This window comes from Qipengyuania sp. NPDC077563 (assembly GCF_044901345.1).
Lineage (GTDB): Bacteria > Pseudomonadota > Alphaproteobacteria > Sphingomonadales > Sphingomonadaceae > Qipengyuania > Qipengyuania aestuarii.
Genome location: NZ_JBJDPC010000002.1, coordinates 196,688 through 220,578, shown reverse-complemented (window position 1 = coordinate 220,578; position 23,891 = coordinate 196,688). Strand labels below are relative to the sequence as shown.

Sequence of the window (23,891 nt, the reverse complement as noted above, 5' to 3'; positions counted from 1 at the left end):
GGGCGCGGCATGACGAAACTGCCCGAAGCAGACTGGACGAAGCGCGAAGATCTGGCGCAGCTTATCGCCGCGCTGGGCGCGGACCATACGCGCTATGTCGGCGGGGCCGTGCGCGACAGCCTGCTGGGCAAGGACATTCACGACATCGACTGCGCGACCCCGATGTATCCGGCGGAAGTCATCGACCGATGCAAGGAAGCGGGCATTCGCACCGTCCCGACCGGCATCGATCATGGTACGGTCACCGCGATCCTCCCGCAGGGCAATGTGGAGATCACCACCCTGCGCCGCGACGTATCCACCGACGGCCGGCGTGCCACGGTTGCCTTCGCGACAGAGTGGAAAGAGGACGCCTCGCGCCGGGATTTCACGATCAACGCGCTCTATGCCCACCCCGAGACGCTGGAAATCGACGACTTCTTCGGCGGCGTTGCCGATCTCGATGCAGGCCGCGTGCGCTTCATCGGCGATGCGCGCGAGCGGATCCGCGAGGATCACCTGCGGATACTGCGCTATTTCCGCTTCCAGACGCGCTTCGGCGGAGACTGGGACGATGAAGCCACCGCCGCCTGCCAAGAACTCGCCTCCACGCTCAAAGGGCTGAGCCGCGAACGTGTCGGCTGGGAACTGCAGAACCTGCTTGCCCTGCCCGATCCCTCGGCAACCGTTTTCAAGATGCGCGAACTTGGCGTGATGCAGGAAGTCCTGCCCGAATGCGGCCAGCGCGAGGCGGACACCCTGACCCAGCTTATCGCGACCGAACACGCTTACGCGGCGGAGCCCGATGCCATGCGGCGGCTCGCAGCCTTGCTGCCAGCCGTGCCGCCGGTGGCTGAGGCCGTGTCGGCCCGCCTGCGCCTGTCGCGCAGCCAGCGCGAACGCCTCGCCTGCGTGGCGGCACGCGACACGCGCGACATGGAAGCTCCGTTGGCGCTTGCCTATTACGAAGGCGTGGAATGCGCGCGCGACCGGCTCCTGCTCCTGCGCGCCGACCCGCGTGCCCTCGACAACTGGACGGCGCCGCAGCTCCCGCTCAAGGGCGGTGAGATCGTCGAACGGGGCATGGCCAAGGGGCCGCAAGTCGCGCGCACGCTTCAGGAAGTGGAGCGGCGCTGGGTGGAAGAGGGCTTCCCCGAACGCGAACGGGTGATGGCCATGCTGGACAATGTCCTCGCAGCCGGATGATGCGCTGCAACACTGCCGTCTGCGTCCTTCCCAACAGCATCTTCAGCTTCGCTTAAGCTGCAATGCAGCATAAGTATCGGTGAAGCGGTTGCCTCCCGGGGACCGGTTTGCCATAGAGCAGGTTGTTTCCTCGGAGGGGGAACTGGCGGCCACCGCCCGAGACTTACAGTCTCACCGCCGCTCTAACTAATCAGATTCGTTCGCAGAGCGTGTTTCGCGCGCTGTGGGACCGTAAGTTAAACAAGCCTTGGAGATATTTATGAAATTCGCGAAGCTGGCCATTGCCTCCGTCGCTCTTGCTGCAACCCCCGCCATGGCCAACGACCAGGTCGTTTCGGGCGCCACCGTGACCGGCCCCGAAGGCAATGCCGTGGGCACCATCGTTGCGGTCGAAAACGGCACCGCCGTGCTCGACACCGGCAAGCACAAGGTTCCGCTGGCGGTCAACATGTACGGTCAGGGCGAAACCGGCCCGACCATCACCGTTACCCAGGCGCAGCTGAACAGCATGATCGATGCGCAGCTGGCCGAAGCTGCTGCCAAGCTCGACGCCGCCCTCGTGGCCGGCGCGACTGCCATGGACGCAGAACAGGCACCGCTTGGCACGATCGTATCAGTCGAAGGCAACAATGTCGTCGTCGCCCGCGGCGGTGACGAAGCGAACAAGGTTGCTCTGCTGCGCGAACATTTTGCAGTTACCCCGAACGGCCTGATGGCCCTGCTGACCAACGCGCAGATCGATGCCGCGATGGCGCAGGCAGCTGCAGCAGCACCGGCTGCGGACGGTGCCGGACAGTAAGTTCGGCTGAACCCGTTTCTCTGGAGCCACCGAAAATCCGGAGAAATTCCTACCAAGGGGGCCTGGGCCGGAAGCGATCACCGCTTCCGGCCTTTTTTGTCAGCTGAAGGTATTGTCGCGGGGGAAGCCCTGCGGCGGCAGCCGTCCGGCACCGCCGCGCGCGACCTTCCATTGCCACATCTCTGTTTCGGTCCTGGTGCGGCCTTCCTTGCCGCCCATGGTCCAGCTCAGCCCTTCTTCCATGGTGAAGGTGGTGGCATCGGAAAGCCCGCCGTCGCGATAGTTCTGCAGCTTGTTGCCCTGCCCGCGCGTCATCTGCGGCAGTTCTTCCAGATTGAACACCACCAGCTTGCGGTTCTCGCCCACCACGGCGACGTGGTCATGCGCCTTGTCGATCGGCCGCGCCACGCGCAGCACCGCCTTGCCGGGGAGGTTTACCACCTGACGGCCCTTGCGGGTTTCCGCCAGCAGATCGTCGGTTACGGCGGCAAAACCCTTGCCCGTGCTCGCCGCCAGCAGCAAACGCTTGCCCGGTTCGTGCACGATGACCGAGATTATGTGGGCGGTGGTCTCTATATCCAGCGTATTGCGCACCGGCTCGCCGAAGCCGCGCGCACCGGGCAGCTTGTCCGCGCCGAGCGTGAAGAAACGGCCCTGATCTGTGGCGAGCAGCAATTTGTCGGTCGTCTGCGCGTGGATGACGAAGGCAGGGCCATCGCCCTCCTTGTATTTGAAGTCCTGATCCAGCGGCAAATGCCCCTTGGCACCGCGGATCCATCCCTTCTGCGACAGGATGATCGTGACCGGCTCTTTCTCGATCATCGCATCCATGCTGAATTCCACCGCAGGGGCAGCTTCTTCGATAGTCGTCCGGCGGCGGCCGAGATCGGTATCCTCGCCATATTCCTTGCGCAGCGCATTGAGATCGCGCTTCAAGCGGGTGCGCTGGCGGGCCGGACTGCCAAGCAGCTTGTCGAGCTCGTCCTGCTCCTTGAGCAACTCGTCCTTTTCGTTCCTGAGCTGCATCTCCTCCAGCTTGCGCAAGGATCGCAGGCGCATGTTGAGGATGGCTTCGGCCTGCCGGTCGGTCAGGTTGAATTCCGCCATCATCACCGGCTTGGGTTCGTCCTCGGTGCGGATGATCTCGATCACGCGGTCGAGATTGAGGAAGGCAATGATATAGCCTTCGACCAGTTCGAGCCGCCGCGCAATTTGGTCGAGCCGGTGCCGGCTGCGGCGCTGCAAGATGTCGATCTGGCTGGCGATCCAGTTGTCGAGCAGTTCCTTCAGCCCCATGACCATCGGCGTGCGCGTGGCATCGAGCACGTTGAGGTTCAGGCCGAACCGCGTCTCCATGTCGGTGAGCTTGTAAATGCTCTCCTTCAGCAGTTCAGGGTCGATGTTGCGGCTGCGCGGGATCAGCACGATGCGGATCTGCTCGTCGCTTTCGTCCCGAACATCTTCGAGGATCGGCAGCTTCTTGTCCGAGATCGCGGCCGCGATCTGTTCGATCAGCTTGCCCTTGGCGACCTGATAAGGAATTTCGGAAATAACCAGCTGCCACTGGCCGCCCCCGAGCCTTTCGATGCCCGCATCGCGGTCTTCCGCCTTTTCCGCCTCTGCCGCATGGAAGCGGCCACGCACGCGGAAGGATCCGCGCCCGGTTTCATAGGCATGGCTGATGGTTTCCGCGCTTTCGGGGACCACACCCCCGGTGGCGAAATCGGGACCCTTGAAGATTTCCATCAGCCGCGCATGCTCGACATGCGGGTTGTCGATCACTTCCAGCGTTGCGTCGACGATCTCGGCGACATTGTGGCTCGGGATATTCGTGGCCATGCCGACCGCGATCCCGCTTGCGCCATTGGCGAGCAGGTTCGGAAAGAGGCCCGGCATGATTTCCGGTTCTTCTTCCTCGTTATTGTAGGTCGGGATGAAATCGACCGTGCCGGCGTCCAGCCCTTCCATCAGGCGCATCGCCGTCTTCGTCAGGCGCGCTTCGGTGTAGCGATAGGCCGCGGCATTATCGCCGTCGATATTGCCGAAATTCCCCTGCCCCTCGACCAGCGGATACCGCAGCGCGAAATCCTGCGCGAGGCGGACCATCGCGTCGTAGGCAGCCGTATCGCCATGCGGGTGGTATTTGCCGATTACCTCGCCCACGACGCGGGCCGATTTTTTGAACCCGCTCGCCGGATCGAGCTTCAGCTGCCGCATGGTCCACAGCAGGCGGCGGTGAACCGGCTTCAGCCCGTCGCGCAAATCGGGCAGCGACCGCGCCGTGATGGTGGAGAGCGCATAGACTAGATAGCGTTCCGACAGCGCGGAATCGAAGGGTGCATCGACAATCGCATCGAACGGATCGGCGCCGGAATCATCAAGGTCGGTAGTGGCCATGGAGCCTGCCCTATCAGAGCCACGGCTCGCCTGTCAGCAAGGAACGGGGCGTCATCCCCACACGTTGCATGGGTAACACGAAATCAAAGGAATTGACCCATGACAAAGCGGGTAATGATCCTCGCCACCAACGGCTTCGAACAATCTGAACTTATGAAGCCGAAGGCAAATCTCGAGAACGCCGGTTTCGAGACGACAGTTGTCAGTCTCGAAAAGGGCGAAATCAAGGGATGGGACCAGAAGGACTGGGGTGAGAGCGTGACCGTAGAGAAGACGGTGGACGAAATTGCCGACTGTTCGGGCTACGATGCTCTCCTTCTCCCCGGTGGCCAGATGAACCCGGATATCCTGCGCATGAACGAGCGTGCGGTCGCCATCGTGCGCGAATTCGACATGGCAGGAAAGCCCATTGCGGCTATTTGCCACGCTCCGTGGCTACTTGCCGAAGCCGATCTGGTGAAGGGAAAGACTGTGACAAGCTGGCCATCGATCCGTACGGACCTTAAAAATGCAGGTGCGAATGTGGTCGATCAGGAAGTTGCGGAAGACGGAAACCTGATCACCAGCCGCAAGCCCGAAGATATTCCTGCCTTCAGCAAGGCCTTGATCGAGAAGCTGGGCGCTACCGCAGACAAGAGCGCGATGGAAGCCGCCTGATCTTCCAACATAAAAATGCTAAGACCCCGTTGCCGCAAGGCAGCGGGGTTTTCTATTGCGAACGGAACCCTTCGCCTGTCCGATCCATTGGGGCCGCATGGGGATGAAAATCAGCGACTTCACCAAGAGCATAGCCGTTTTACTTCTGGCCTTCCTTGCGCTGCCGCTCGCGGCCCAGAGCGGACGGGATATCGCCCAGGGTTCGGAGCCTTTCGTCTACGAAGTGGAAAGCCTCCAGAATGCCACCGACGCGGCCCGTTCCCCGCTCGACCTCGATACGCCGATGGGCCTGCTCGAAAGCTTCATGGACGCCGGGGCGCAGAAAGACTGGGGCCGCGCGGCCGCAGCGCTGGATCTGGAGAATGTGGGGGGAGAGGCACGGGATCCCGACCAGCTTGCCGAAGAGCTTTACGATCTCCTCCACCGCTCGATGGCCGTGGACTGGGCAAGCCTGCCCGACCGCCCGGATGCCGTGGACACGGCAACCACGTCCAAGGATCCGATGGCCGGAGTTCCCCGGCGCAGCCTGACGCTTGGCAGGCTCGAACTCGCCGACAGGACCGTTCCGATACGGATTGCGCGGGTTCGTGCACCCGGCGGCGAACCCGTATGGGTGTTCAGCCGCCAGACCGTGGAAAATGTCCCCGCCCTCTACGATATCTACGGCCCGACCAAATTCGAACGCTCGCTGCCGACCTATCTGCGCAAGCAGGCATTCTGGACGCTGGCCTGGTGGGAAGTGATCGCGCTTCCGCTGATCCTGCTGGCCGGTGCTCTCGCGGCTGCCCTCACCTATCTCGCCATCGACCGCCTCCGCCAGACGCAGGAGGAAGACGGCAAGGTCTATGGTGTGCTGCAGGCGATCCACCTTCCCGCGACCCTGCTGGCGTTTGCAGGCACGTTCGCCGTGGTTCGGGCGACGTTCTTCCGGCTGTCCGGGCCGGTCAAGGACCTGCTCGATCCGCTCCAGCTCGTACTCATCATCCTGGCGGTAATCGGGATCGCCCTGTCGGTGATCGAATCGCTGTTCGACATCGCAACCTCGCGCCGGACCGACGAGCTGGAGGCGCCCGAGAACAACGCCGATCGCAATTTCTATACCAAGATGAGCGCCATCCGCCGCATCGTGACCGTCCTGATCCTGCTCGCCGGGATCGGCTTCCTATTGGTTGCCAGCAATATCTCGGACACGCTCGGCTTTTCGATCCTCGCGTCGGCCGGGGTCCTGGGCATTGTGCTCGCCTTTGCTGCGCGCAAGGTGCTGGGCGACATCATGGCGAGCGTCCAGATCGCTTTCGCCCAGACGGCGCGCATCGGCGATGCCATCTTTTTCGACGGGCAGTGGTGCTTCGTCGAGAAGATCGGCTTCACCCATCTGCGCCTGCGCACATGGGACGAACGCCGGGTGATCGCCCCGGTCAGCGATTTCACCAGCGACAGTTTCGAGAACTGGACCAAGCAGGACCCGAGCCTGATGATGCATGTCGAGCTCGAACTCGACAACCGCGCCGATGTCGACCAGCTGCGCGGACCGTTCCGCGAATTCATCGAGAACGACGAGGATGTGGTCGATCCCGATGACGCCAGCTGCGAAGTCGTGGCACAGAATGCGAAGGCGATGACCGTGCGCTTCATGGCTCGCTCGACCGATCCCAAATGTGGCTGGAAAATGCACTGCCGCCTGCGCGAACACATGCTGGCCTCCGCCTCCCGCCTCGACGCAGCGTCAGGCTACGAGCCGGCGCCCGCCTATATCCCGCGCGAACGCGAAGTGCGGATGGATCTCACGCGGGACGACGAGGCCGACTGATCCTTGCGATCGGCCCGGTCACTCGGGACAGGGTTTGCGAAACGATCCGTCGAGGCTCAGCGGCAGCACCAGCGTACTGAAGCCCAGTTCCTTGCTCGCCGCGCACATGTCCGCAAACGCGGCGGCATCGGTGCGGAAACGCTGGTCGTATTCGGCGTGGAAGACCGGTTTGCCCTGCGCGATGAAGGGCGCCAGCACCTGGCATTCGTCATATTCGGTGCACTGCTCGTTCACCGCGAAGTCGAACTCGTCGACCAGCTCGGCCACCTGGTCGAGATCGTTCTTCAGACCGACCGCAAGCCCCCGCGCATGCGCTTCGGCGGCCAGAAACCGGTTGTAGGACAGCTGGTCTGCTCCGGTCAGGGCGAAGCCGCTGTCATTGGCATAGGCATCGACATTGTCCGGCTCCACCCCGTCGCAGCCCTTCTGCGCTGCTACATCGAGCCGCTTCGACATGATCGCGCGGACGGCATTGCTGCGAATGTCGACCCATTGTTCGTCGGGCCAGCCATCCATCGTCTTGCCGATATCGGCGGAGGCGAAATCACCCGCATCGCTGCGATAATTCTCGCGCGATCCGGCCGAAAAATAGCAGATCACTTTCATACCGCGCGCCTGCAACGCCTCGATAGTCGGCTTGGGTGTCTCGTAGAGGTCGATGTCGTAGACCGCGACCGGCAGCGAGGTGTCGAGCGCCCCGGTCAATTGCCAGTGCCAGTCGAGCCCGGCCTTCGGGCGGTACCAGTCCGCTGTTCCGCCCGAAGGCGGCGGGGTAGGCGTCGGCGAGGGCGCCGGAGTTGGCGCTGGTGCAGGTGCAGGTGCACCGGTCGCGGGCGGCGGCGTCGCTTCGCTGCCCTCGCCGCAGGAAACCAGCAGCAGACTTGCCAGAGTTATAGTAAAATGACGCATCGACCCGAAATACCTGTGTTGTTCTGTATTGTTCGGGCGCGCGCTACCTCTCCGCTGATTGAAATTCGGTGAACTCGCTAGGGACTTATGAAACCGCGGCAGGATTACTTCGCCGCGGAGGATTTTGCCTAGCGCGACATGTCATGGCTTTCGACCGGAATGGTCACCGTCAGCCCGTCGAGTTCTTCGCGCAGGACGATCTGGCAGGACAGGCGGCTGGTCCGGCGGGCGCCGGCGGCAAGGTCCAGCATGTCCTCTTCCTCTTCGCTCGCTTGCGGCAGACGATCAAACCATTCGCTGGCGACGATGACATGGCAGGTGGAACAGGCCATCTGCCCTTCACAGGTTCCCTCCAGCGGCATTCCGGCGGCCTGCGCGATCCGGAGCAGGCTGTCTCCGTCAGCGCCCTCGGCGTCCACGCGCTGGTCGTCCGAGGTGATGAAATGAACCTTCATAATGAACCTTGCGCCTTTGCTGCCTCGTTGATGGTCCGGCCCGCTTCCTCGATTTCCTCGAGCGTGGTGTAGCGTCCGAACCCCAGCCTGATCGAACATTTCTCCAGCTTCTGGGGCAGGCCGATTGCCTCCAGCACATGGCTGGTCCGGCCCGATCCGCTGGCACAGGCCGAACCGGCGGAAAACATCACGTTGCGGCATTCGCTCATCAGCCGGTTCACATCCAGCCCGCCGCCATTGGGCCCGCGCGGACGGATGTTGAGATTGCCGTGATAACGCGCTTCGGCGCTGCCGTTCAGCTCCCAGCCTTCGAATATTTCGGTCGCGCGTTTCCACAGCTTCTGCACGTGTTCGGCATCCTGCTCCATCCGGTCCTTTGCCTCGGCCGCCGCCGCGCCCATGCCGGCGATCAGTGCCGGCGACAGCGTGCCAGACCGCAGGCCGAATTCCTGCCCGCCGCCGGTCTGAACCTCCGAAAGGTCCACCCCGTTGCGCACCCATAGCGCGCCCACGCCCTTGGGGCCGTGAAACTTGTGCGCGCTGATGGCGATCATGTCGGCGCCGGTCACTTCGATCTTGCCGTAAGCCTGCACCGCATCGCAGAAATAGAGCGCGTTGTTCTCTTTCGCCTTGCGATGCCATTCGACGGTCGGCTGGATCGTCCCGATCTCGTTATTGACCTGCATCAGGCAGACGAGGCGCGTGTCCTGCGGCAGGTCCTGCTTGGTATTGCACTGGCCGTTCTTGGCGACATTGAGGACATGGCACGCGCCCAGATCGCGCGCCGTGTCCAGCACGGCCGCATGCTCGATGGCCGAAACCGAAACCGTCCCGCCTGTCCCGCTGCCGCGAATGGCGAGATTGATGGCTTCGGTCGCTCCGCTGGTAAAGATCACCCTGCCCCCGGCGGGAAATAGCGCGGCGACCTGATCGCGCGCGAATTCAATCGCCGCCTTTGCCTGGCGGCCCATCTTGTGCGGAGAATGGGGATTGCCGAAACCGGTTCCGCCCGGCCCGTCGAGCCAGCGCAGCATGGCATCGCGCGCTTCAGGGGCAAGCGGGGTGGTGGCCTGATAGTCGAGATAAATCATCGGTGCGCAAACGTCCCTATCCGTTCGCCCTGAGCTTGTCGGAACCGCAGGTGGGCAAACGCCCTACGGCCGTACTTACTGCGGGTGCCGCGCCAGTCAAAAAGAACAACGGGGCTTCGACAGGCTCAGCATGAACGGACACTACTGTTTCGCCAGATCAAGCCACACCGTGCAGAAGCGTTCCACTTCCTCGCGCGTGGTGGTCCAGCCGAAACTGGCGCGGATCGTGCGGTCGGCGATTTCGGGTTCGACCTGCATCCCCTGCAGCACATGGCTGGTCTTCATTGTGCCCGACGAACAGGCCGAGCCCTGGCTTACCGCGATTCCCGCCATGTCGAACCGCATGACCTGCGCACTGCCGCTCATCGCGGGCATCGCAATCGCGCGAACGAACGGCGTGGGGCTGGACAGCCGGTCGGAAAGCCAGGTGCCGCCCATGTCACGGCATGCCTGCGCAAGGGCATCGAGCGGCGCGAGAATGGCCGGATCGATGTAGCGCTCGCCGCAAGCCTCCAGCGCCGCCGCCATACCCAGCGCGCCGGGCATATTTTCCGTCCCGCGCCGATAGCCGCGCTCCTGCCCGCCGGCGGGATCGAGCATGGCGAAATCCTTGACCAGCAGGGCACCGATCCCGATCGGACCGCCGAACTTGTGCGCCGAAACGATCGCCATCTCGCAATCCGGCAGCGGCAGCTTGCCGGCGGACTGGGCGCAATCCGCCAGCACCATGCCGCCCGCATCGCGCACGATTTCGGCGATGGCCGCCATATCCTGCCGATTGCCGGTTTCCGAATTGATCTGCTGCACTGCCACCAGCGGGCGTTCGCGCTGCACGGCTTCGGCCAGCAATTCCAGATCGAGCGCACCGTCGGCCTTGACGAACAGCCGTTCGGCCTCGGGCGCGGCCTTCAGCACGGCGTCATGCTCAATCGCAGAAACCAGCCGGGCTCCGGCCTTGGCATGGCCGAGCGCCAGCGCCGCCGCCTCGCTCGCGCCGGAGGTGAAGATCACTTCTCCCTCCCAGCCGAGCGCGCGTTTCACCCGCTCGCGCGCATCCTCCAGCGCGGCGCGGGCCTTTCGGCCTTCGGCGTGCGGACTGCTGGGATTGGCCCAGCGGGCAAAGCCTTCGTCCATCGCCGCCCGCGCTTCGGGGCGCAGCGGCGTGGTTGCGGCATGGTCGAGATAGATGCGGTTATTGACGGGTCATGCTCGAATTTATTGCGATTTCGGTGGTAAACACTATATAGCCCGCGACCCCGCGCAAAGCCCTTCTCGGGATCAGCGCCCCGAAAATTTCTGCCAAGGTACTTTCACCTTCATGCCTACCGTGATTTTTCCCGGCCCCGAAGGCCGCCTAGAAGGCCGCTTCTCTCCTGCCCCCCGGCCCCGTGCCCCCGTGGCGATGATCCTTCATCCGCACCCGCAGGGCGGCGGCACGATGAACGAACAGATCACGCAGCGTCTGTACAAGACCTTCGTGAACCGGGGCTTCGCCACCCTGCGCTTCAACTTCCGCGGCGTCGGTCGCAGCCAGGGCAGCTTCGACAATGGCGTGGGCGAATTGTCCGATGCGGCATCCGCGCTCGACTGGGTCCAGCAGGTTCATCCCGAAGCGCAGGTAACCTGGATTGCAGGCGTCAGCTTCGGCGCCCTGATCGGTATGCAGCTGCTGATGCGTCGTCCGGAAATCCGTGGCTGGCTGTCGATCGGTGCGCCGGCCAGCATGTATGATTTCTCGTTCCTGGCGCCCTGCCCCGCTTCCGGTATTTTCATCCACGGTGCGCAGGATACCGTCGTTCAGCCGAATGCGGTTACCAAGCTGGTGGAAAAGCTGCGCACTCAGAAGCACATCACCGTGCATCACGAAGAGATCCCGCGCGCCAATCACTTCTTCGAAAACGAGCAGGAAGAGCTGATGAAGTCGGTCGACAATTATCTCGACTTCCGCCTAGACCCGGCCTGCCCGATCACGTGATAGTGCGATCCTTTTCCAAGTAGTCAAAAAGGGCCTTTCCGGGGCCCTTTTTATTGCCTTCAGATCCCCCACAGAGATGCAATCCAACAAAGACTTGTCTTTATATGGTAATGTTGTAACATTGCCGAGTCATGGGTTGCAGAGGAAGAGGAGGCATCGAATGGCATATGTCGATCAGAAACAGGGACCGTCGCCAGCCGGGCTGGCCGGTGCCATAGTTACGCAGGCCGCGATTGGTGCGCTGGTAATTGCGGGATTGTCGGTGGCCACAGGTGTCGCGGAACCGGGCGAGATCATCGATACTTTCGATATCCCGACGGTCCCCCCGCCCTTGCCCGAACCGGAGCCACTGCCGGAACCGGAGACCACCGCCGAACCAAAGGTTCAGGCAGACCCTCCGGTCACGGTGCCGGATCCCAAAGTCGAGCTCAGCGATCAGAAATCGACATCTCAAACGACGACCACGATCCTGGATATCCCCCGGCCGCCGGTGCCGCTTCCCAAGCAGGAGGAGCTGTCCATACCCGCCCCTCCTGCGCCGGTCCCTACCTTCGATCCCGTGGGCGCCAAGCCGCGCAATGATCCGGGCCGATGGCTGACCGATCGCGACTACAAATCAAGCTGGGCCCGGCGCGAGCTGACTGGCGACGCGAAATTCCAGCTGGACATCTCCAGGACCGGGGCCGTGACCGGCTGCCGTATCCTGGGCTCGACAGGGCATTCCGAACTGGACCAGGCGACCTGCTCGCTGGTCACCCAGCGTGCGAAATTCGAACCTGCCCGTGGTTCGAATGGCGAACCGATCGCTGGAAAGTTCGTCTCATCGGTAAGGTGGCAATTGCCCCGGTAAACCGCCGCTTCCGTCACAGTTAGCGCGAGCCTCGTTCGACCTTGTCGAGCGGGGCTTCGCCGTCTGTGGTGGGCACCGTCCAGATCGCCACATTGATCAGCGCGATGAAGGCCAGCACCACCATCAGGGCGGGGTTCTTCGCATTGCCCGTACGCCGCCACAGGAAGTACGCGCCCGCCAGCAAGGCGATGGCGGCAAGAACGACGATCGAAAGCACGAGATCCAGCATGACTGCTGCCTAGCGGGCATGGCGCGATTCGCACAATCCACCGGAACGCGCGCTGCGGAGGTCCGTTGATCCGGCAAGCACGCGGCATTCCGCCGCCAGCCGTTTTACGGAGCATATTCAAATGGGCATTTTCAGCAGCATCAAGGACGCGATCTTCGGCAAGCAGGCAAAGGCGCAGGACGCTCCGCCGGTCGAAACCAAGACGGGCAATGCCTGGGCCGACGCGCCCGTCACGCAGCCCAAGGCGACTCCGGTCGTCGATGTCGAGAACAGTCTCGATTCTATGCCCGGTGCCGACCGCCTCAATTGGCGGACCTCGATCGTCGATCTGATGAAGCTGATCGGCGTCGATTCGTCCTATGAAAACCGCAAGGCGCTGGCCCATGAGCTCGGCCGCCCCGACTATTCCGGCAGCGCCGAGGACAACGTCTGGCTGCACAAGCGGACCATGCGCGAACTGTCGGCCAATGGCGGCAAGGTTCCGGCGGAATTTCTCGATTGATTTGACTTGGTTATGCGAGGGGCGCACATGCTCCTCGCATGACGACACCGACCTTCGACACGACACGCCGCCAGCTCCTCGCCGGACTTGGCGCCACCACTGCCCTCACCCTCGGCGGATGCGCCATCGTCCCCCGGCCTTCCGGCGGCCAGACGGCCGACCAGCTGCTCGAAAGCGTCGCCTACAACCTTCTCCAGCACGAACCCGAACGCGCCACCGGACTCGGCGTCGATATGGGTGAATATAGCTATCTTCGCAGCAGGCTCGAAGATCAGTCCCCCGCCGGCCAACGCGCCTACGCCGCCACGCTGAAGACCGATCTCGCCCGCGTCCGCGCCTTCCCGCGCGATGGCCTCGACAGCACCACAGTGACCAATCTCGAAGTCGTCCAGAGCGCCTACGAGCTGGCGCTGGACGGTTTCGCTCTCCCCTATGGCGATACGCCCGTCGGCAACTGGCGCACGGCACCCTATGTCGTGATCCAGAATGTCGGCGAATACATCGGCCTGCCGCGCTTCATGCAGTCCACCCACATGGTGGAGACCGCCGCCGATGCGGATGCCTATGTGGAACGGCTGGAGCAGGCCCCGGCCACCTTCGACGGTGAATTGGCCCGTATCCAATCGGCCCGCAGGATGGGCGTGGTTCCGCCCGACTTCCTGCTCGACAAGACGATCCGCCAGATGGAACAGACCATCGCCAGTGCTGGCAAGGGCGAACTGTTTGCCGCCGATCTTCGCGCCAAGCTAGCTGCAAAGGGCTTACCAGAGAGCCATGCCGAGCAGGCACTCGCCCTCGAACGGGGTCCGATTGCGGAAGCGCTTGGCCGGCAGCTGGCAGAACTCAAGGCGGAAAGGGCAGTCGCGACATCGGCGCCTGGTATTTCCGCCCGGCCATATGGCGAAGAATTCTACGCCTGGGCACTCCGCAACAGCACGACCACCACGCTCAGCCCCGATGAGGTGCATGAACAGGGTCTTGAAGAACTGGAAGCCTTGCATGCCCGCATGGATCCGATCCTGCGCAAGGTCGGCTACACCGACGGCAGTGTGGGCGATCGCATGAGCGCACTGGCCGATGACCCCCGCTACAAATTCGCCGAGGGCGACACCGGTCGCGCACAGATAATGGAGTTCATCGAAGAACGCGTGAATTGGATCCGCGCCCAGATGCCGCGGGCCTTCAACACGCTGGTCGATCCCAATTTGGAAGTTGTCCGCATTCCTGTGGCCGAAGAAGCCGGTGCACCGGGCGCATATGGCGGCGCAGGCAGCAAGGACGGCACGATCCCGGGCCGGTTCTGGATCAATCTACGCACGACCGACCTTCATCGCAAATACGACCTCGCGGACCTGACCTATCACGAAACCATCCCCGGCCATGTCTGGGAGGGGGAATATTCCAACCGCCTGCCGCTGATCCGCTCGATACTCGCTTTCAACCCATTTAGCGAAGGCTGGGCGCTATATGGCGAACAACTTGCGGATGAGTTGGGAGCCTATGACGGTTTCGAAGTCGGACAGCTGGGCTATCTCCAGTCCCTCGCCTTCCGTGCCTGCCGTATGGTGGTCGACACCGGCCTGCACGCGAAGGGGTGGACCCGCGAACAGGGACGCCAGTTCTTCATCCAACGCAACGGTTCCAAGCCGGAAGAGGTGCAGAGCGAGGTTGATCGCTATTGCAGCTGGCCCGGCCAGGCGACCGGTTACAAATTGGGCCACAGCCGCATAGTCGCGCAGCGAGCGCGGGCACAGGCGCAGCTGGCCGGCGCTTACGACTTCAAGGCATTCAACGATGCAGTCGTCCTTGGGGGGAACGCACCGATGGACGTGATGGAGCACAATATCAGCAGATACATCGCCCAGACGAGGAGCTGATCAGTGCGCCGGGGTGCGAACGCCTATTCGTAGACGCGCACCCAGTCGACCTCGACAGCGATCCGATCGTCTTTGATTGCGTCCACGGTGGACGCAGGAAGGCCGTAATAGGGCGAGGTCACATTGTTGTAGCCACGCGGATACTCGCCGCCCAGCGCCAGGTTCAGGATCAGAAATTGTTCGCGGTCGAAACGCCACTGGCCCTTCTCTTCGACCTTGGCCCGCGTGATCTTGAGGAATTCGCGGTCATCCACGAAAAAGCGGATATCGTCGGGGCGGCGCTCGACGGCGTAGACGTGCCACTCCTCCTCGCTCTGGCCGGCTGGGAAAAATTGACGTTCTCCGATATTGCCCCCTGCCGAATAGCCGGGACCATGCAGCGATGAACTGGTCCAGCCTGCTTCGCCGATATATTCCATGATGTCGGTTTCACCGGCATCGGGCCAATCGCCATAGCCAAGCATCCAAAAAGCAGGCCACACTCCTTGGGCGCGCGGCATGCGGATGCGAGCTTCAACGCGGCCATAGGTTACGTTGACCTTGTTGGCGGTATCGATCCGGCCCGAAAGGAAATCGACACGGCGGCCTGACGGGGTCACGTAGCCCGGCTGGTAGCGCGCGCGCAGGACCAGCGCGTTGCCGTCATCGGCGTCGGCGATGGAAGAAAGGGCGATCGTTTCCTCCGAATCGACATAGGCCTGCTGCTCATTGTTGACCCAGAACGAAGGACCCTCGACATTCCAGACACTGCGATCAAGCGTGCCTGTGGCAAACTGTTCTTCGAAGACAAGCGTGTCGAAACTGGTCGGGGCCGGCGTGGGGCTGGGTGTCGGAGTTGGGCTGGGCGCAGGCGATGGAGCCGGTCCGCTAATGGGTGGAGGGGCCGAGCCTTCGCCACCTCCGCAACCAAGCAAGGCCAACGCGGCGACCGCCGGCAGCAATCCGAATGTCTTCATCTTCCGCTCCAAAGAAATGTGTTGCAGGGCTATACTACACTTACGGTCAGCCCACACTTGCATTCGTTTCCACAAGGCGAATTTCGAAAAGAGACGGCCAGAGCTTTCCCGTCACGAAAAGTCTCTTGTTCTCTGCATCCCAGGCGATCCCGTTCAGGACCGCGTCGCTATCGGTCGGTGATATGGTCTGAACGATCGCCCGCAGGTCGATGAGCTTCCGCACCACGCCATCGGCCGGATCGATGGCTACGATGAACGGTGTCATCCAGACGTTGGCAAACACCAAACCGTCAATCATCTCAAGCTCGTTAAGTCGCCTGAGAGGACGCGCGTTCAATGTCACGCTTACGCTCCGTCGCACTTCGTAGGTTTCAGGATCGAGGACCCGTAAAATATCGCTGCCGTCCGAATGGATCAGCCCTTCTTCCGCAGAGGTCAGACCCCACCCGTCCAGCGGATAGTCCGAGCGGCTAGAAACGTGTGCGAGCGTATCGGCATCCCAGCGATGAATCACGCCGTCGCGCCACGTCAGGCTGATCAATGCGTCTTCCCACAACGCGAGCCCCTCACCAAACTGGTCAGCGGGAATAGCGCTCTCGCCAATCGTCTTTCCGGAACTGAGGTCGACTTTGCGCACGACGGACCTGCCTTCCTGTCCAGTGCTCTCGAAGAGGGCACCATCGTGCCACAGCAGCCCCTGCGTGAAGGCGTCCTTATCATGCGGATACCGCGCAACCACTTCGGCTTGATATACAGTTGGCCCCGCATAGGGGGCTACGGCGACCTCCGGTGATGCTTCCTGCGCCGTCGCCGCGAATGGCATGGAGAGCGAAAGCAAAAGTGCGGAAAATGTCTTTCGAAGCAGCATCGGGTGAGAATGTGCCTTTTAGTCCCTTGCCGCAAGCTGAAGCCGCCAAGGAAGATTTCACCGGACTTCTAGAGTCCCCAACGCGATCGCCAATTTAAAACCCCCGGTCCACACCGAAGTGCGGCCGGGGGTCTCCTCTCCAACTCTTTGCCTCAAAAGAGGCTATTTGATCAGGCGGCTGCAGGAGCCGCGTCACGCACGCCCTGATCGACATGGGCGGCAAAGGGTTCAAAATTGTCTACGAAAAGGTGCACCAGCTTGGTGGCAGTGCGATCGTATTCTTCCTTGTCGTCCCAAGTCGAGCGCGGGTCAAGGATTTCGCTATCGACACCAGGCACGCTCACGGGCACTTCGAACCCGAAATTCGGATCCTTGCGGAATTCGGCGTCGTTCAACGACCCGTCCAGTGCAGCGTTGAGCAATGCGCGCGTCGCCTTGATGGGCATGCGGCTACCTGTGCCGTACTTGCCTCCGGTCCAGCCGGTGTTGACCAGCCAGCATTGTGCGCCGCCCTCGGCAATGCGTTTCTTGAGAAGGTTGCCGTAGACGCTCGGATGGCGGGGCATGAACGGTGCGCCGAAACAGGTGCTGAAAGTGGCAGTCGGCTCGGTCACGCCGATTTCCGTTCCCGCGACCTTGGCGGTGTAGCCCGATAGGAAGTGATACATCGCCTGATCGGGCGTGAGACGCGCAATCGGAGGCAGCACGCCGAATGCGTCGGCGGTCAGCATGATGACATTCGATGGCGGCGGGCCAAGATTATCATCGCTGGTATTGGGGATGGAGGACAGCGGATAAGCACCGCGGGTGTTTTCCGCGAGGCTGTTGTCGTCGAGATCGACCTCGCCATTCTCATCCATTACCACGTTTTCGAGGACCGTACCCTCCAAGCGGGTAGTGGCATATATTTCCGGTTCGCTCTCCGGGTCGAGGCGGATCATCTTGGCATAGCAGCCGCCTTCGAAGTTGAAGACCGCCGTGTCCGACCAACCATGCTCATCATCACCGATCAGCGTGCGGCTGGCATCGGCCGAAAGAGTAGTCTTCCCCGTGCCGGAAAGTCCGAAAAACACAGCGCTCTTGCCATCCGGTCCGATATTGGCCGAGCAATGCATTGGCATGACGCCCTTTGGCGGCAGCAGATAGTTGAGAACGCCGAAAACACTCTTCTTCATTTCGCCGGCATACTTGGTGCCGCCGATGAGGATCAGCTTTTCTTCGAGATTAACCGCGATCACCGTCTCGCTGCGCGTGCCATGCCGTTCGGGATCGGCCTTGAAGCCAGGAAGATCGATGATGGTGTATTCAGGCGTGAACCCTTTGAGTTCTTCCACGGTCGGACGCACCAGCAACGTGCGGATGAATTGGTTATGCCAGGCAAGCTCGTTGATGACCCGTACATTGACCCGGTATTCGGGCTGCGAGCCTCCAAATAAATCGGCCACGAACAGGTCGGACTTGTCGGCCAGGGCAGCCATGAAATCCTGCTTCAACGCAGCAAAATGCTCCGGCGTCATCGAAGCGTTGTTGTCCCACCAGACGGTGTCTTCCGTTTCCGCGTTGCGGACGATGAACTTATCCTTCGCGCTGCGGCCCGTGTGCTTGCCAGTTTCGACGACCAGCGGACCATGCTTTGCGCGCCGGCCCTCTCCCCGCTCCAAAGCGACGGAAGTCAGTTCCTCCGCTGTCAGGTTGGCGTGAATGGTTGCAGCGGTCTCGATGCCCTGCGCGGCAAGCGAGTGGGAAAGCTCGGTGGTCACTGAAATCTCCGGCGCAAAAGAGGCGGTCACGTAACGGGAATCGTCGGCGCATACGAATGCGCCGCCCTTGCCGCTGCCATTACTCGCAGTGCGCCTTCACGTCAAATCAACCCAAGCAGTTTAATCTCTCAGTCCGCCAGGGCACGTTGTCTTGCCTGTCGAACTGCGGTAACCGCTCCTACTATGCAAACTGAAGCCAGCCACGGCACGTCGCCGCAGGAAGACGATCGCACGGTCATCGCCCTGGTCGACGACGATCGCAACATTCTCACGACGGTTTCGATCGCGCTGCAGGCAGAAGGCTTTGCGACACGCGTGTACTCGGATGGCGAGGCGGCGCTGTCCGCTCTGCTGGGCAATCCGCCCGACCTTGCCATCTTCGATATCAAGATGCCCAAGATGGACGGCATGGAACTGCTCCGTCGTCTGCGTGAGCAATCCCCGCTTCCGGTGATTTTCCTCACCAGCAAGGATGACGAGCAGGACGAGGAGGCTGGCCTCCAGATGGGCGCGGACGATTATATCGCCAAGCCGTTCAGCCTGCGGCTGCTGCTCGCTCGAATCCGGGCGATCCTCAGGCGCTCCGACGCGCGGCGTCCGATTCCGATCGAGCCAGGCGAAAAACCAGCCGAGATCATCGAGCGCGGCCGGCTGCGGATGGACCCTGCCCGCCATCACGTGACGTGGGACGAGAAACCCGTGTCGCTTACAGTAACGGAATTCCTGCTTCTCGAGGCTCTCGCCTCGCACCCCGGGGTAATCAAAAGCCGGAATCAGTTGATGGACGCGGCCTATCCGGATGATGTCTTTGTCGACGACCGGACGGTGGACAGTCATATCAAACGTATGCGGCGCAAATTCCGCAGCGTGGATAATGAATTCTCTGCCATCGAAACGCTGTACGGTGCTGGCTACAGCTTCAGCGATGGCTGAGAGAAAGAGCGTCCTTCGGGGCGATCCGAGGCTGGACAAGCTGCGGTGGTCGCGGCGTCTTACCCTGACAAGCCGCATTCTGTTCGTAAATGTATTGCCACTGGTTCTGCTGGGCGGCGGCGTCCTTTATCTCGACAGCTATCGGACGCAGCTGCTCGACGAACGATTCAAATTGGCTCTAGTCGAGGCGCAGATTACGGCAGAGGCGCTCGCCGGCGCCACGCCCAAGCGTCAGGAAGCCCTCCTCATCCAGATTGGCAAGGAACAGCGGCTTCGCATCAGGGTCTACGATGCCGAAGGCGAGCTGGAATCCGACAGTTTTCAGCTTGCCCCGCCGAGCTTCGAACTGCCGGATCCGGCAGACGTCGATCAGACCGATTTCGCCCTGCGGACGGACCGCTGGTTCGATCGGGTCGTCGGGGCACCTTCCCTGCCCGACTATCGTGAACCGGTATCCGACAGTGTAGATGCGTGGCCGGAGCTCGTTCGCGCGCGGGAGGAAAGCCTCACGCAGATCGTCCTTCGCGACGCGCCCGACGGTACGCATGTCATCAACGCCGCAGCCCCTGTCGGCCTTGATGGGGACACGCTGCTCATCACGCGCAACCCGGTCGACATCACCCAGAGTGTGCGGGAAGCACGCACGACAGTGGCGATGATCGTCCTGCTATTCCTCCTCGTCTCCACCCTGCTCAGCTTTTTCCTGGCGCAGACAATCGTAAGGCCACTGCGTGAACTTGTTCAGGCGGCTGTGCGCGTGCGCCAAGGCCGTGATCGGCAAGTGGAAGTTCCCCGCCTACCCGATCGGCGTGACGAGATCGGCATGCTGGCGCGCGCCGTCTCCGACATGACCGCCGCCTTGCGGCACCGCATCGATGCGGTGGAAAGTTTCGCCGCCGACGTAGCTCATGAGATTAAGAATCCGCTCGCCAGCCTTCGCAGCGCAACGGAATCTCTGGGCAAGGTGGAAGATCCCGATCTGCGGAGCCAATTGCTCGATATCGCAGTCCATGATGTGCGGCGGATCGATCGTCTGGTCACCGAAATTTCGGACGCCAGTCGGATCGATGCAGAAATGTCTCGTACCGAATTCGAACGGGTGGACATGGCGGAGTTGCTGCGCAATGTTGCCGCCAGCCGTGAAGAGCGCGGCGAGAACGAGGGGCGCAATGTCACCGTGACCGCCGCCGAAAGTAAGCTGGTCGTTAACGGCGTCGGCTTAAGGCTGGAACGCATAATGGAAAATTTGCTCGATAACGCCGTCTCTTTCTCCCCTATCGGAGGCTCTATTGACGCGCGCCTTGTCCGGCGCGAAGGGCGCGTCGTGCTTACCGTGTGCGACGAAGGCCCAGGCATCCCCCAGGAGAAGCGAGAAAAAGTGTTCGAACGGTTCCACTCTGATCGCCCCGAAGGCGAAGATTTCGGCAATCATTCCGGGCTCGGACTCGCGATTGGACGCACCATCGCGGAAGCACATGAAGGCACCTTGCATGTTGAAGACCGCGCCGATGGAGAACGCGGCGCATGTTTCGTTCTCAGCCTGCCTGCGTTGGACAAATGAAAACCAAACTTCCCAATGTCACCGCTGTGGCCATCGACGGACGGGGCCTCCTTATCGCGGGCGAACCCGGAGCTGGCAAATCCTCGCTTGCCTTGGCCCTCATCGATCGCGGAGCCACCTTGATCGGCGATGATGGTCTGATAATCGATGATGAACAGGGTTTTCCGCTCGCCTGTCCGCCAAAGACCACCCGCGGTTTGCTCGAGGTTCGAAATGTCGGCTTGATCGAATTTGACCCTTGCGATGCTCCTGTTTCCCTCGTGCTGCAACTGACCACCCTGGCGCCGCGTTATCCGATGGAACTCGCAACCACGACACTTGGGGGCTCACCAATACCTGTCCTGCTTTTTCGCCCTGGTGATGCGACGCAAGCGCTGCGCGCCGAATTCGCCCTTGTGAAGCATGGCCTCCCGCTCCCGAACGCCCCGAAGGCAGTCGCCGCGGTCGAGCAGCAATGACCGGAGATAGCCAGACAATTTTGCTGGTCACCGGTATGTCAGGTGCGGGCAAATCGACTGTCCTTCAGGTCCTTGAGGATCTCGGGTGGGAAACGCTCGACAACTTCCCGCTTCGTCTGCTGGCTAATCTCCTCGAGACATACGGCGAATCTCCGACCCCCATCGCGATCGGTCTTGATTCGCGCACACGAGGATTTGCTCCGGCCGATATCATCCGCGAATGCGAGGCGCTGGCTTCGCGCGATGGAGTAAGTCTCACGGCGCTTTTCATCGACTGTTCGGACAGCGAGTTGCAGCGCCGCTACAACGAAACCCGAAGGCCACATCCAATGGCTCGCGAGCGGCAGGTGGCGGAGGGGATCAGTGATGAACGCAGCCTTCTCGAACCGCTACGCAAGTGGGCCGAAACGCTTGTCGATACCAGCGCATATTCCACCAATCAGCTCCAGCAAGTCATCCGCGAACGATTCGGCAAGAAAGATGCGCAGGAAATGACTGTCACGGTAACGAGCTTCGGATTCTCCCGTGGCATGCCGCCCTTGGCAGATTTGCTGTTCGATATGCGCTTTCTCGCTAATCCACACTGGATTAGCGGATTGCGCGACCTGACCGGTCTCGACGAGCAGGTAGCCGACCATATCCGCCAGGATCCCGCGTTCGACCCCGCATTCAATAGCATTTGCAATACGCTACTCGAATTGCTTCCTCGCTATGCAGCGCAGGATCGAAGCTACCTCAACATCGGTTTCGGCTGTACCGGAGGGAGACACAGGTCAGTCTTCAGTGCGGAAGCAGCGGCACAGGTCTTGCGCGAGGCCGGATTTTCGCCCACGGTTATTCACCGCAATCTGGAAAGTCGGCCCGCCGATCCGCTCGAGCGCCGCTAACCTAAACAATGGTGCAAACCCAAGGCCCCCACTTGCGACACGCGAAACGGATATCGACACCCGCATGATCGGCATGATCCTCGTTACCCACGGCAAACTGGCCGAACACTTCATCGACGCGATGGAGCATGTCGTCGGCAAGCAGGAAGGCGTGGCCACCATTTGCATCGGGCCCAATGACGACATGGAGCAGCGACGCAAAGACATCGCCGACGCTATCGCCCGTGTCGATACCGGAGAGGGCGCGATTATCTTGACGGATCTGTTCGGTGGCACACCATCGAATCTCGCCATCTCACTGCTCGATACTGGTCGGATCGAGGTCATCGCAGGCATCAATCTTCCGATGCTTATTCGCCTTGCCGGCGCCCGCAAGAGCATGAATGTGGTCGACGCGGTGAACGCCGCGCAAACCGCAGGCCGCAATTACATCACTGTGGCAAGCGAGTTTTTAGGCCAAGATCTCGACAGTGCGCGGAAAGCAAGTTGAGCGAAGTCAGGAAAAGGGTTGAGGTCGTCAACCAACGAGGGTTGCACGCACGGGCAAGCGCGAAGTTCGTCGGGGCGGTCTCAGAGGTCCCTGAAAACTGCCGAGTCCGCGTGAGCAAAGGGGACAATGAGGCAGCAGGCGGCTCCATTTTGGGCCTAATGATGCTCGGCGCAGCCAAAGGCGATACGATCGAAATTATCGTCGAGGGGCATGATGCCGAGGCGGTACTGGCCAATCTTGCTGGATTGGTCGAGGACGGCTTCGGGGAACCCTGACAATGTCGTCACAACGGCGGGTTATTACCGGCTATTCAAATCCAACAGTCAAGGCATTGCGCTCTTTGCGCGATAAGAAGCATCGCAAACGCGAAAAAAAGTTTCTGGCCGAGGGTCTGCGCCTGCTCACTGACGCGAGGGAATGCGGCCAAATCCCCGAAACTTTGGTCTTGGCCGATCGGCGCGAGACTCACCCCCTACTCACGGCGCTGGAAAATGCGGTTGATGCGAGCGGCGGAGAAGTGATCGAAACCACGCCGGACATCCTGTCCAAGATTACGGGTAAGGAAAATCCTCAAGCGGTCGCCGGCGTATTTACGGAATTCGACACCAGTCTTGAGGCGCTGAAGCGAGACACTTCGAAAATTTGGCTGGTCGCGCAGGCACTGCGCGATCCAGGCAATCTCGGCACCATGCTTCGCACCGGCGATGCGATCGGTGCAGGCGGCCTCATTCTGATCGACGATTGCGCCGACCCATTTAGTGTTGAAGCGGTGCGGGCGAGCATGGGTGCAGTCTTCACTCAGGCGATCGCGCAGACGAATTGGCAGGAATTCGAAGAATGGCTCCGCCAAGGCCCCGGTCAATTGGTCGCGGCAAGCCTCCGCGAAGCCCATCCCTATCGCGGCGCGCCTTACTCTGCGCCTTGCTTCGTGATGGTCGGTAATGAAAGCCGCGGTCTGCCCGAAGACTACGAATTGGCTTGTGACCTGCGCGTGACGATCCCGATGAGAGGCCGGGCCGACAGCCTAAACGCTTCGGTCGCCGCGGCTGTGCTTGGCTATGAGGTATTGGCTGCCCTTGATACGGGCGACTAGCTCTTTTCTCTCCGAATTTATCGCGACGAGTGCTGATCCGATGAACTTGAGTGCGAGCCCCATCTTCTGGATGAGTTTTGATAGCTTATTTCCAACACTGCGACTTTCGTAGCGACGAGGCAACGTCTGGCTGTGCTGCTCGCACTCCC

24 protein-coding genes are annotated in these 23,891 nt (G+C 61.6%); 15 read left to right on the top strand and 9 right to left on the bottom strand.

Annotated features, from left to right (window positions below):
- The first annotated feature begins 9 nt into the window (after nucleotides 1-9).
- On the top strand, nucleotides 10-1,185 hold the full coding sequence (locus ACI2I1_RS06855) for a CCA tRNA nucleotidyltransferase (protein ID WP_404678509.1): 1,176 nt from the start codon (nucleotides 10-12) through the stop codon (nucleotides 1,183-1,185).
- A 259-nt stretch (nucleotides 1,186-1,444) separates the two neighbouring features.
- Nucleotides 1,445-1,984 (top strand): hypothetical protein, encoded by a 540-nt coding sequence (locus tag ACI2I1_RS06850; RefSeq protein WP_221542072.1) that lies wholly within the window; start codon nucleotides 1,445-1,447, stop codon nucleotides 1,982-1,984.
- A gap of 99 nt (nucleotides 1,985-2,083) precedes the next feature.
- Here ACI2I1_RS06850 and parC read toward each other — a convergent pair whose 3' ends face one another.
- Nucleotides 2,084-4,381, bottom strand: coding sequence for a DNA topoisomerase IV subunit A (gene parC / locus ACI2I1_RS06845; protein ID WP_404678508.1), 2,298 nt, complete (start codon nucleotides 4,379-4,381; stop codon nucleotides 2,084-2,086).
- 99 nt (nucleotides 4,382-4,480) lie between these two features.
- Here parC and ACI2I1_RS06840 point away from each other — a divergent pair, with 99 nt between their 5' ends.
- Both ACI2I1_RS06840 and ACI2I1_RS06835 read left to right on the top strand, forming a co-directional pair.
- Nucleotides 4,481-5,038 carry a type 1 glutamine amidotransferase domain-containing protein gene (locus ACI2I1_RS06840; protein ID WP_404678507.1) on the top strand — a complete coding sequence of 186 codons (558 nt, stop codon included), beginning with the start codon at nucleotides 4,481-4,483 and terminating at the stop codon, nucleotides 5,036-5,038.
- Between the two features lie 103 nt (nucleotides 5,039-5,141).
- Nucleotides 5,142-6,848 carry a mechanosensitive ion channel family protein gene (locus ACI2I1_RS06835; protein WP_404678506.1) on the top strand — a complete coding sequence of 569 codons (1,707 nt, stop codon included), beginning with the start codon at nucleotides 5,142-5,144 and terminating at the stop codon, nucleotides 6,846-6,848.
- 18 nt (nucleotides 6,849-6,866) lie between these two features.
- Here the strand turns inward: ACI2I1_RS06835 and ACI2I1_RS06830 are convergent, their stop codons facing one another.
- The 4 genes from ACI2I1_RS06830 to ACI2I1_RS06815 form a co-directional block, all read right to left on the bottom strand.
- The gene (locus tag ACI2I1_RS06830; protein ID WP_404678505.1) at nucleotides 6,867-7,757 is read right to left on the bottom strand and encodes an endo alpha-1,4 polygalactosaminidase; all 891 of its coding nucleotides are present in this window, start codon (nucleotides 7,755-7,757) and stop codon (nucleotides 6,867-6,869) included.
- Nucleotides 7,758-7,885: 128 nt separating this feature from the next.
- Entirely contained in the window at nucleotides 7,886-8,212 is a 327-nt protein-coding gene (locus ACI2I1_RS06825) for a 2Fe-2S iron-sulfur cluster-binding protein (protein ID WP_221542077.1), read from the bottom strand.
- Nucleotides 8,209-9,303 carry a cysteine desulfurase family protein gene (locus ACI2I1_RS06820; RefSeq protein ID WP_404678504.1) on the bottom strand — a complete coding sequence of 365 codons (1,095 nt, stop codon included), beginning with the start codon at nucleotides 9,301-9,303 and terminating at the stop codon, nucleotides 8,209-8,211. The genes ACI2I1_RS06825 and ACI2I1_RS06820 overlap by 4 nt, the downstream gene beginning before the upstream one ends.
- A 141-nt stretch (nucleotides 9,304-9,444) precedes the next feature.
- Entirely contained in the window at nucleotides 9,445-10,491 is a 1,047-nt protein-coding gene (locus tag ACI2I1_RS06815) for a cysteine desulfurase family protein (protein ID WP_404679146.1), read from the bottom strand.
- 130 nt (nucleotides 10,492-10,621) lie between these two features.
- Between ACI2I1_RS06815 and ACI2I1_RS06810 the strand changes: the two genes are divergently transcribed.
- On the top strand, nucleotides 10,622-11,278 hold the full coding sequence (locus ACI2I1_RS06810; RefSeq protein ID WP_221542079.1) for an alpha/beta hydrolase: 657 nt from the start codon (nucleotides 10,622-10,624) through the stop codon (nucleotides 11,276-11,278).
- 160 nt (nucleotides 11,279-11,438) lie between these two features.
- Entirely contained in the window at nucleotides 11,439-12,128 is a 690-nt protein-coding gene (locus ACI2I1_RS06805) for an energy transducer TonB (protein ID WP_404678503.1), read from the top strand.
- Between the two features lie 19 nt (nucleotides 12,129-12,147).
- On the opposite strand, the gene ACI2I1_RS06800 is transcribed toward ACI2I1_RS06805, so the two are convergent.
- Nucleotides 12,148-12,357: a hypothetical protein gene (locus ACI2I1_RS06800; RefSeq protein ID WP_404678502.1), complete on the bottom strand. Its 210-nt coding sequence runs from the start codon at nucleotides 12,355-12,357 to the stop codon at nucleotides 12,148-12,150.
- Between the two features lie 121 nt (nucleotides 12,358-12,478).
- Between ACI2I1_RS06800 and ACI2I1_RS06795 the strand changes: the two genes are divergently transcribed.
- Entirely contained in the window at nucleotides 12,479-12,859 is a 381-nt protein-coding gene (locus ACI2I1_RS06795; RefSeq protein ID WP_224811123.1) for a DUF3597 domain-containing protein, read from the top strand.
- Between the two features lie 38 nt (nucleotides 12,860-12,897).
- Nucleotides 12,898-14,736 (top strand): DUF885 domain-containing protein, encoded by a 1,839-nt coding sequence (locus ACI2I1_RS06790; RefSeq protein ID WP_404678501.1) that lies wholly within the window; start codon nucleotides 12,898-12,900, stop codon nucleotides 14,734-14,736.
- 23 nt (nucleotides 14,737-14,759) lie between these two features.
- On the opposite strand, the gene ACI2I1_RS06785 is transcribed toward ACI2I1_RS06790, so the two are convergent.
- From ACI2I1_RS06785 to ACI2I1_RS06775, 3 genes are all read right to left on the bottom strand, one after another.
- A complete protein-coding gene (locus ACI2I1_RS06785) occupies nucleotides 14,760-15,692 on the bottom strand; it encodes a family 16 glycosylhydrolase (protein ID WP_404678500.1) in 933 nt (310 codons plus the stop codon).
- A gap of 46 nt (nucleotides 15,693-15,738) precedes the next feature.
- Complete coding sequence (locus ACI2I1_RS06780) at nucleotides 15,739-16,560, bottom strand: glutaminyl-peptide cyclotransferase (protein WP_404678499.1); 822 nt, start codon at nucleotides 16,558-16,560, stop codon at nucleotides 15,739-15,741.
- Nucleotides 16,561-16,730: 170 nt separating this feature from the next.
- The gene (locus ACI2I1_RS06775; protein ID WP_404678498.1) at nucleotides 16,731-18,320 is read right to left on the bottom strand and encodes a phosphoenolpyruvate carboxykinase; all 1,590 of its coding nucleotides are present in this window, start codon (nucleotides 18,318-18,320) and stop codon (nucleotides 16,731-16,733) included.
- 183 nt (nucleotides 18,321-18,503) lie between these two features.
- Between ACI2I1_RS06775 and ACI2I1_RS06770 the strand changes: the two genes are divergently transcribed.
- The 7 genes from ACI2I1_RS06770 (at nucleotide 18,504) to ACI2I1_RS06740 (ending at nucleotide 23,742) form a co-directional block, all read left to right on the top strand.
- Nucleotides 18,504-19,253: a response regulator transcription factor gene (locus ACI2I1_RS06770; protein WP_224811119.1), complete on the top strand. Its 750-nt coding sequence runs from the start codon at nucleotides 18,504-18,506 to the stop codon at nucleotides 19,251-19,253.
- Nucleotides 19,246-20,814 carry a stimulus-sensing domain-containing protein gene (locus ACI2I1_RS06765; protein WP_404678497.1) on the top strand — a complete coding sequence of 523 codons (1,569 nt, stop codon included), beginning with the start codon at nucleotides 19,246-19,248 and terminating at the stop codon, nucleotides 20,812-20,814. Before ACI2I1_RS06770 ends, ACI2I1_RS06765 begins: the two co-directional genes overlap by 8 nt.
- Nucleotides 20,811-21,272, top strand: coding sequence for an HPr kinase/phosphorylase (locus ACI2I1_RS06760; RefSeq protein ID WP_404678496.1), 462 nt, complete (start codon nucleotides 20,811-20,813; stop codon nucleotides 21,270-21,272). The genes ACI2I1_RS06765 and ACI2I1_RS06760 overlap by 4 nt, the downstream gene beginning before the upstream one ends.
- On the top strand, nucleotides 21,269-22,159 hold the full coding sequence (gene rapZ / locus ACI2I1_RS06755) for an RNase adapter RapZ (protein ID WP_404678495.1): 891 nt from the start codon (nucleotides 21,269-21,271) through the stop codon (nucleotides 22,157-22,159). Before ACI2I1_RS06760 ends, rapZ begins: the two co-directional genes overlap by 4 nt.
- Before the next feature lie 64 nt (nucleotides 22,160-22,223).
- Nucleotides 22,224-22,649: a PTS sugar transporter subunit IIA gene (locus tag ACI2I1_RS06750; RefSeq protein WP_221542091.1), complete on the top strand. Its 426-nt coding sequence runs from the start codon at nucleotides 22,224-22,226 to the stop codon at nucleotides 22,647-22,649.
- On the top strand, nucleotides 22,646-22,924 hold the full coding sequence (locus ACI2I1_RS06745; RefSeq protein WP_404678494.1) for an HPr family phosphocarrier protein: 279 nt from the start codon (nucleotides 22,646-22,648) through the stop codon (nucleotides 22,922-22,924). The genes ACI2I1_RS06750 and ACI2I1_RS06745 overlap by 4 nt, the downstream gene beginning before the upstream one ends.
- A gap of 2 nt (nucleotides 22,925-22,926) precedes the next feature.
- Nucleotides 22,927-23,742 carry a TrmH family RNA methyltransferase gene (locus ACI2I1_RS06740; RefSeq protein ID WP_404678493.1) on the top strand — a complete coding sequence of 272 codons (816 nt, stop codon included), beginning with the start codon at nucleotides 22,927-22,929 and terminating at the stop codon, nucleotides 23,740-23,742.
- Nucleotides 23,743-23,891 lie beyond the last annotated feature (149 nt).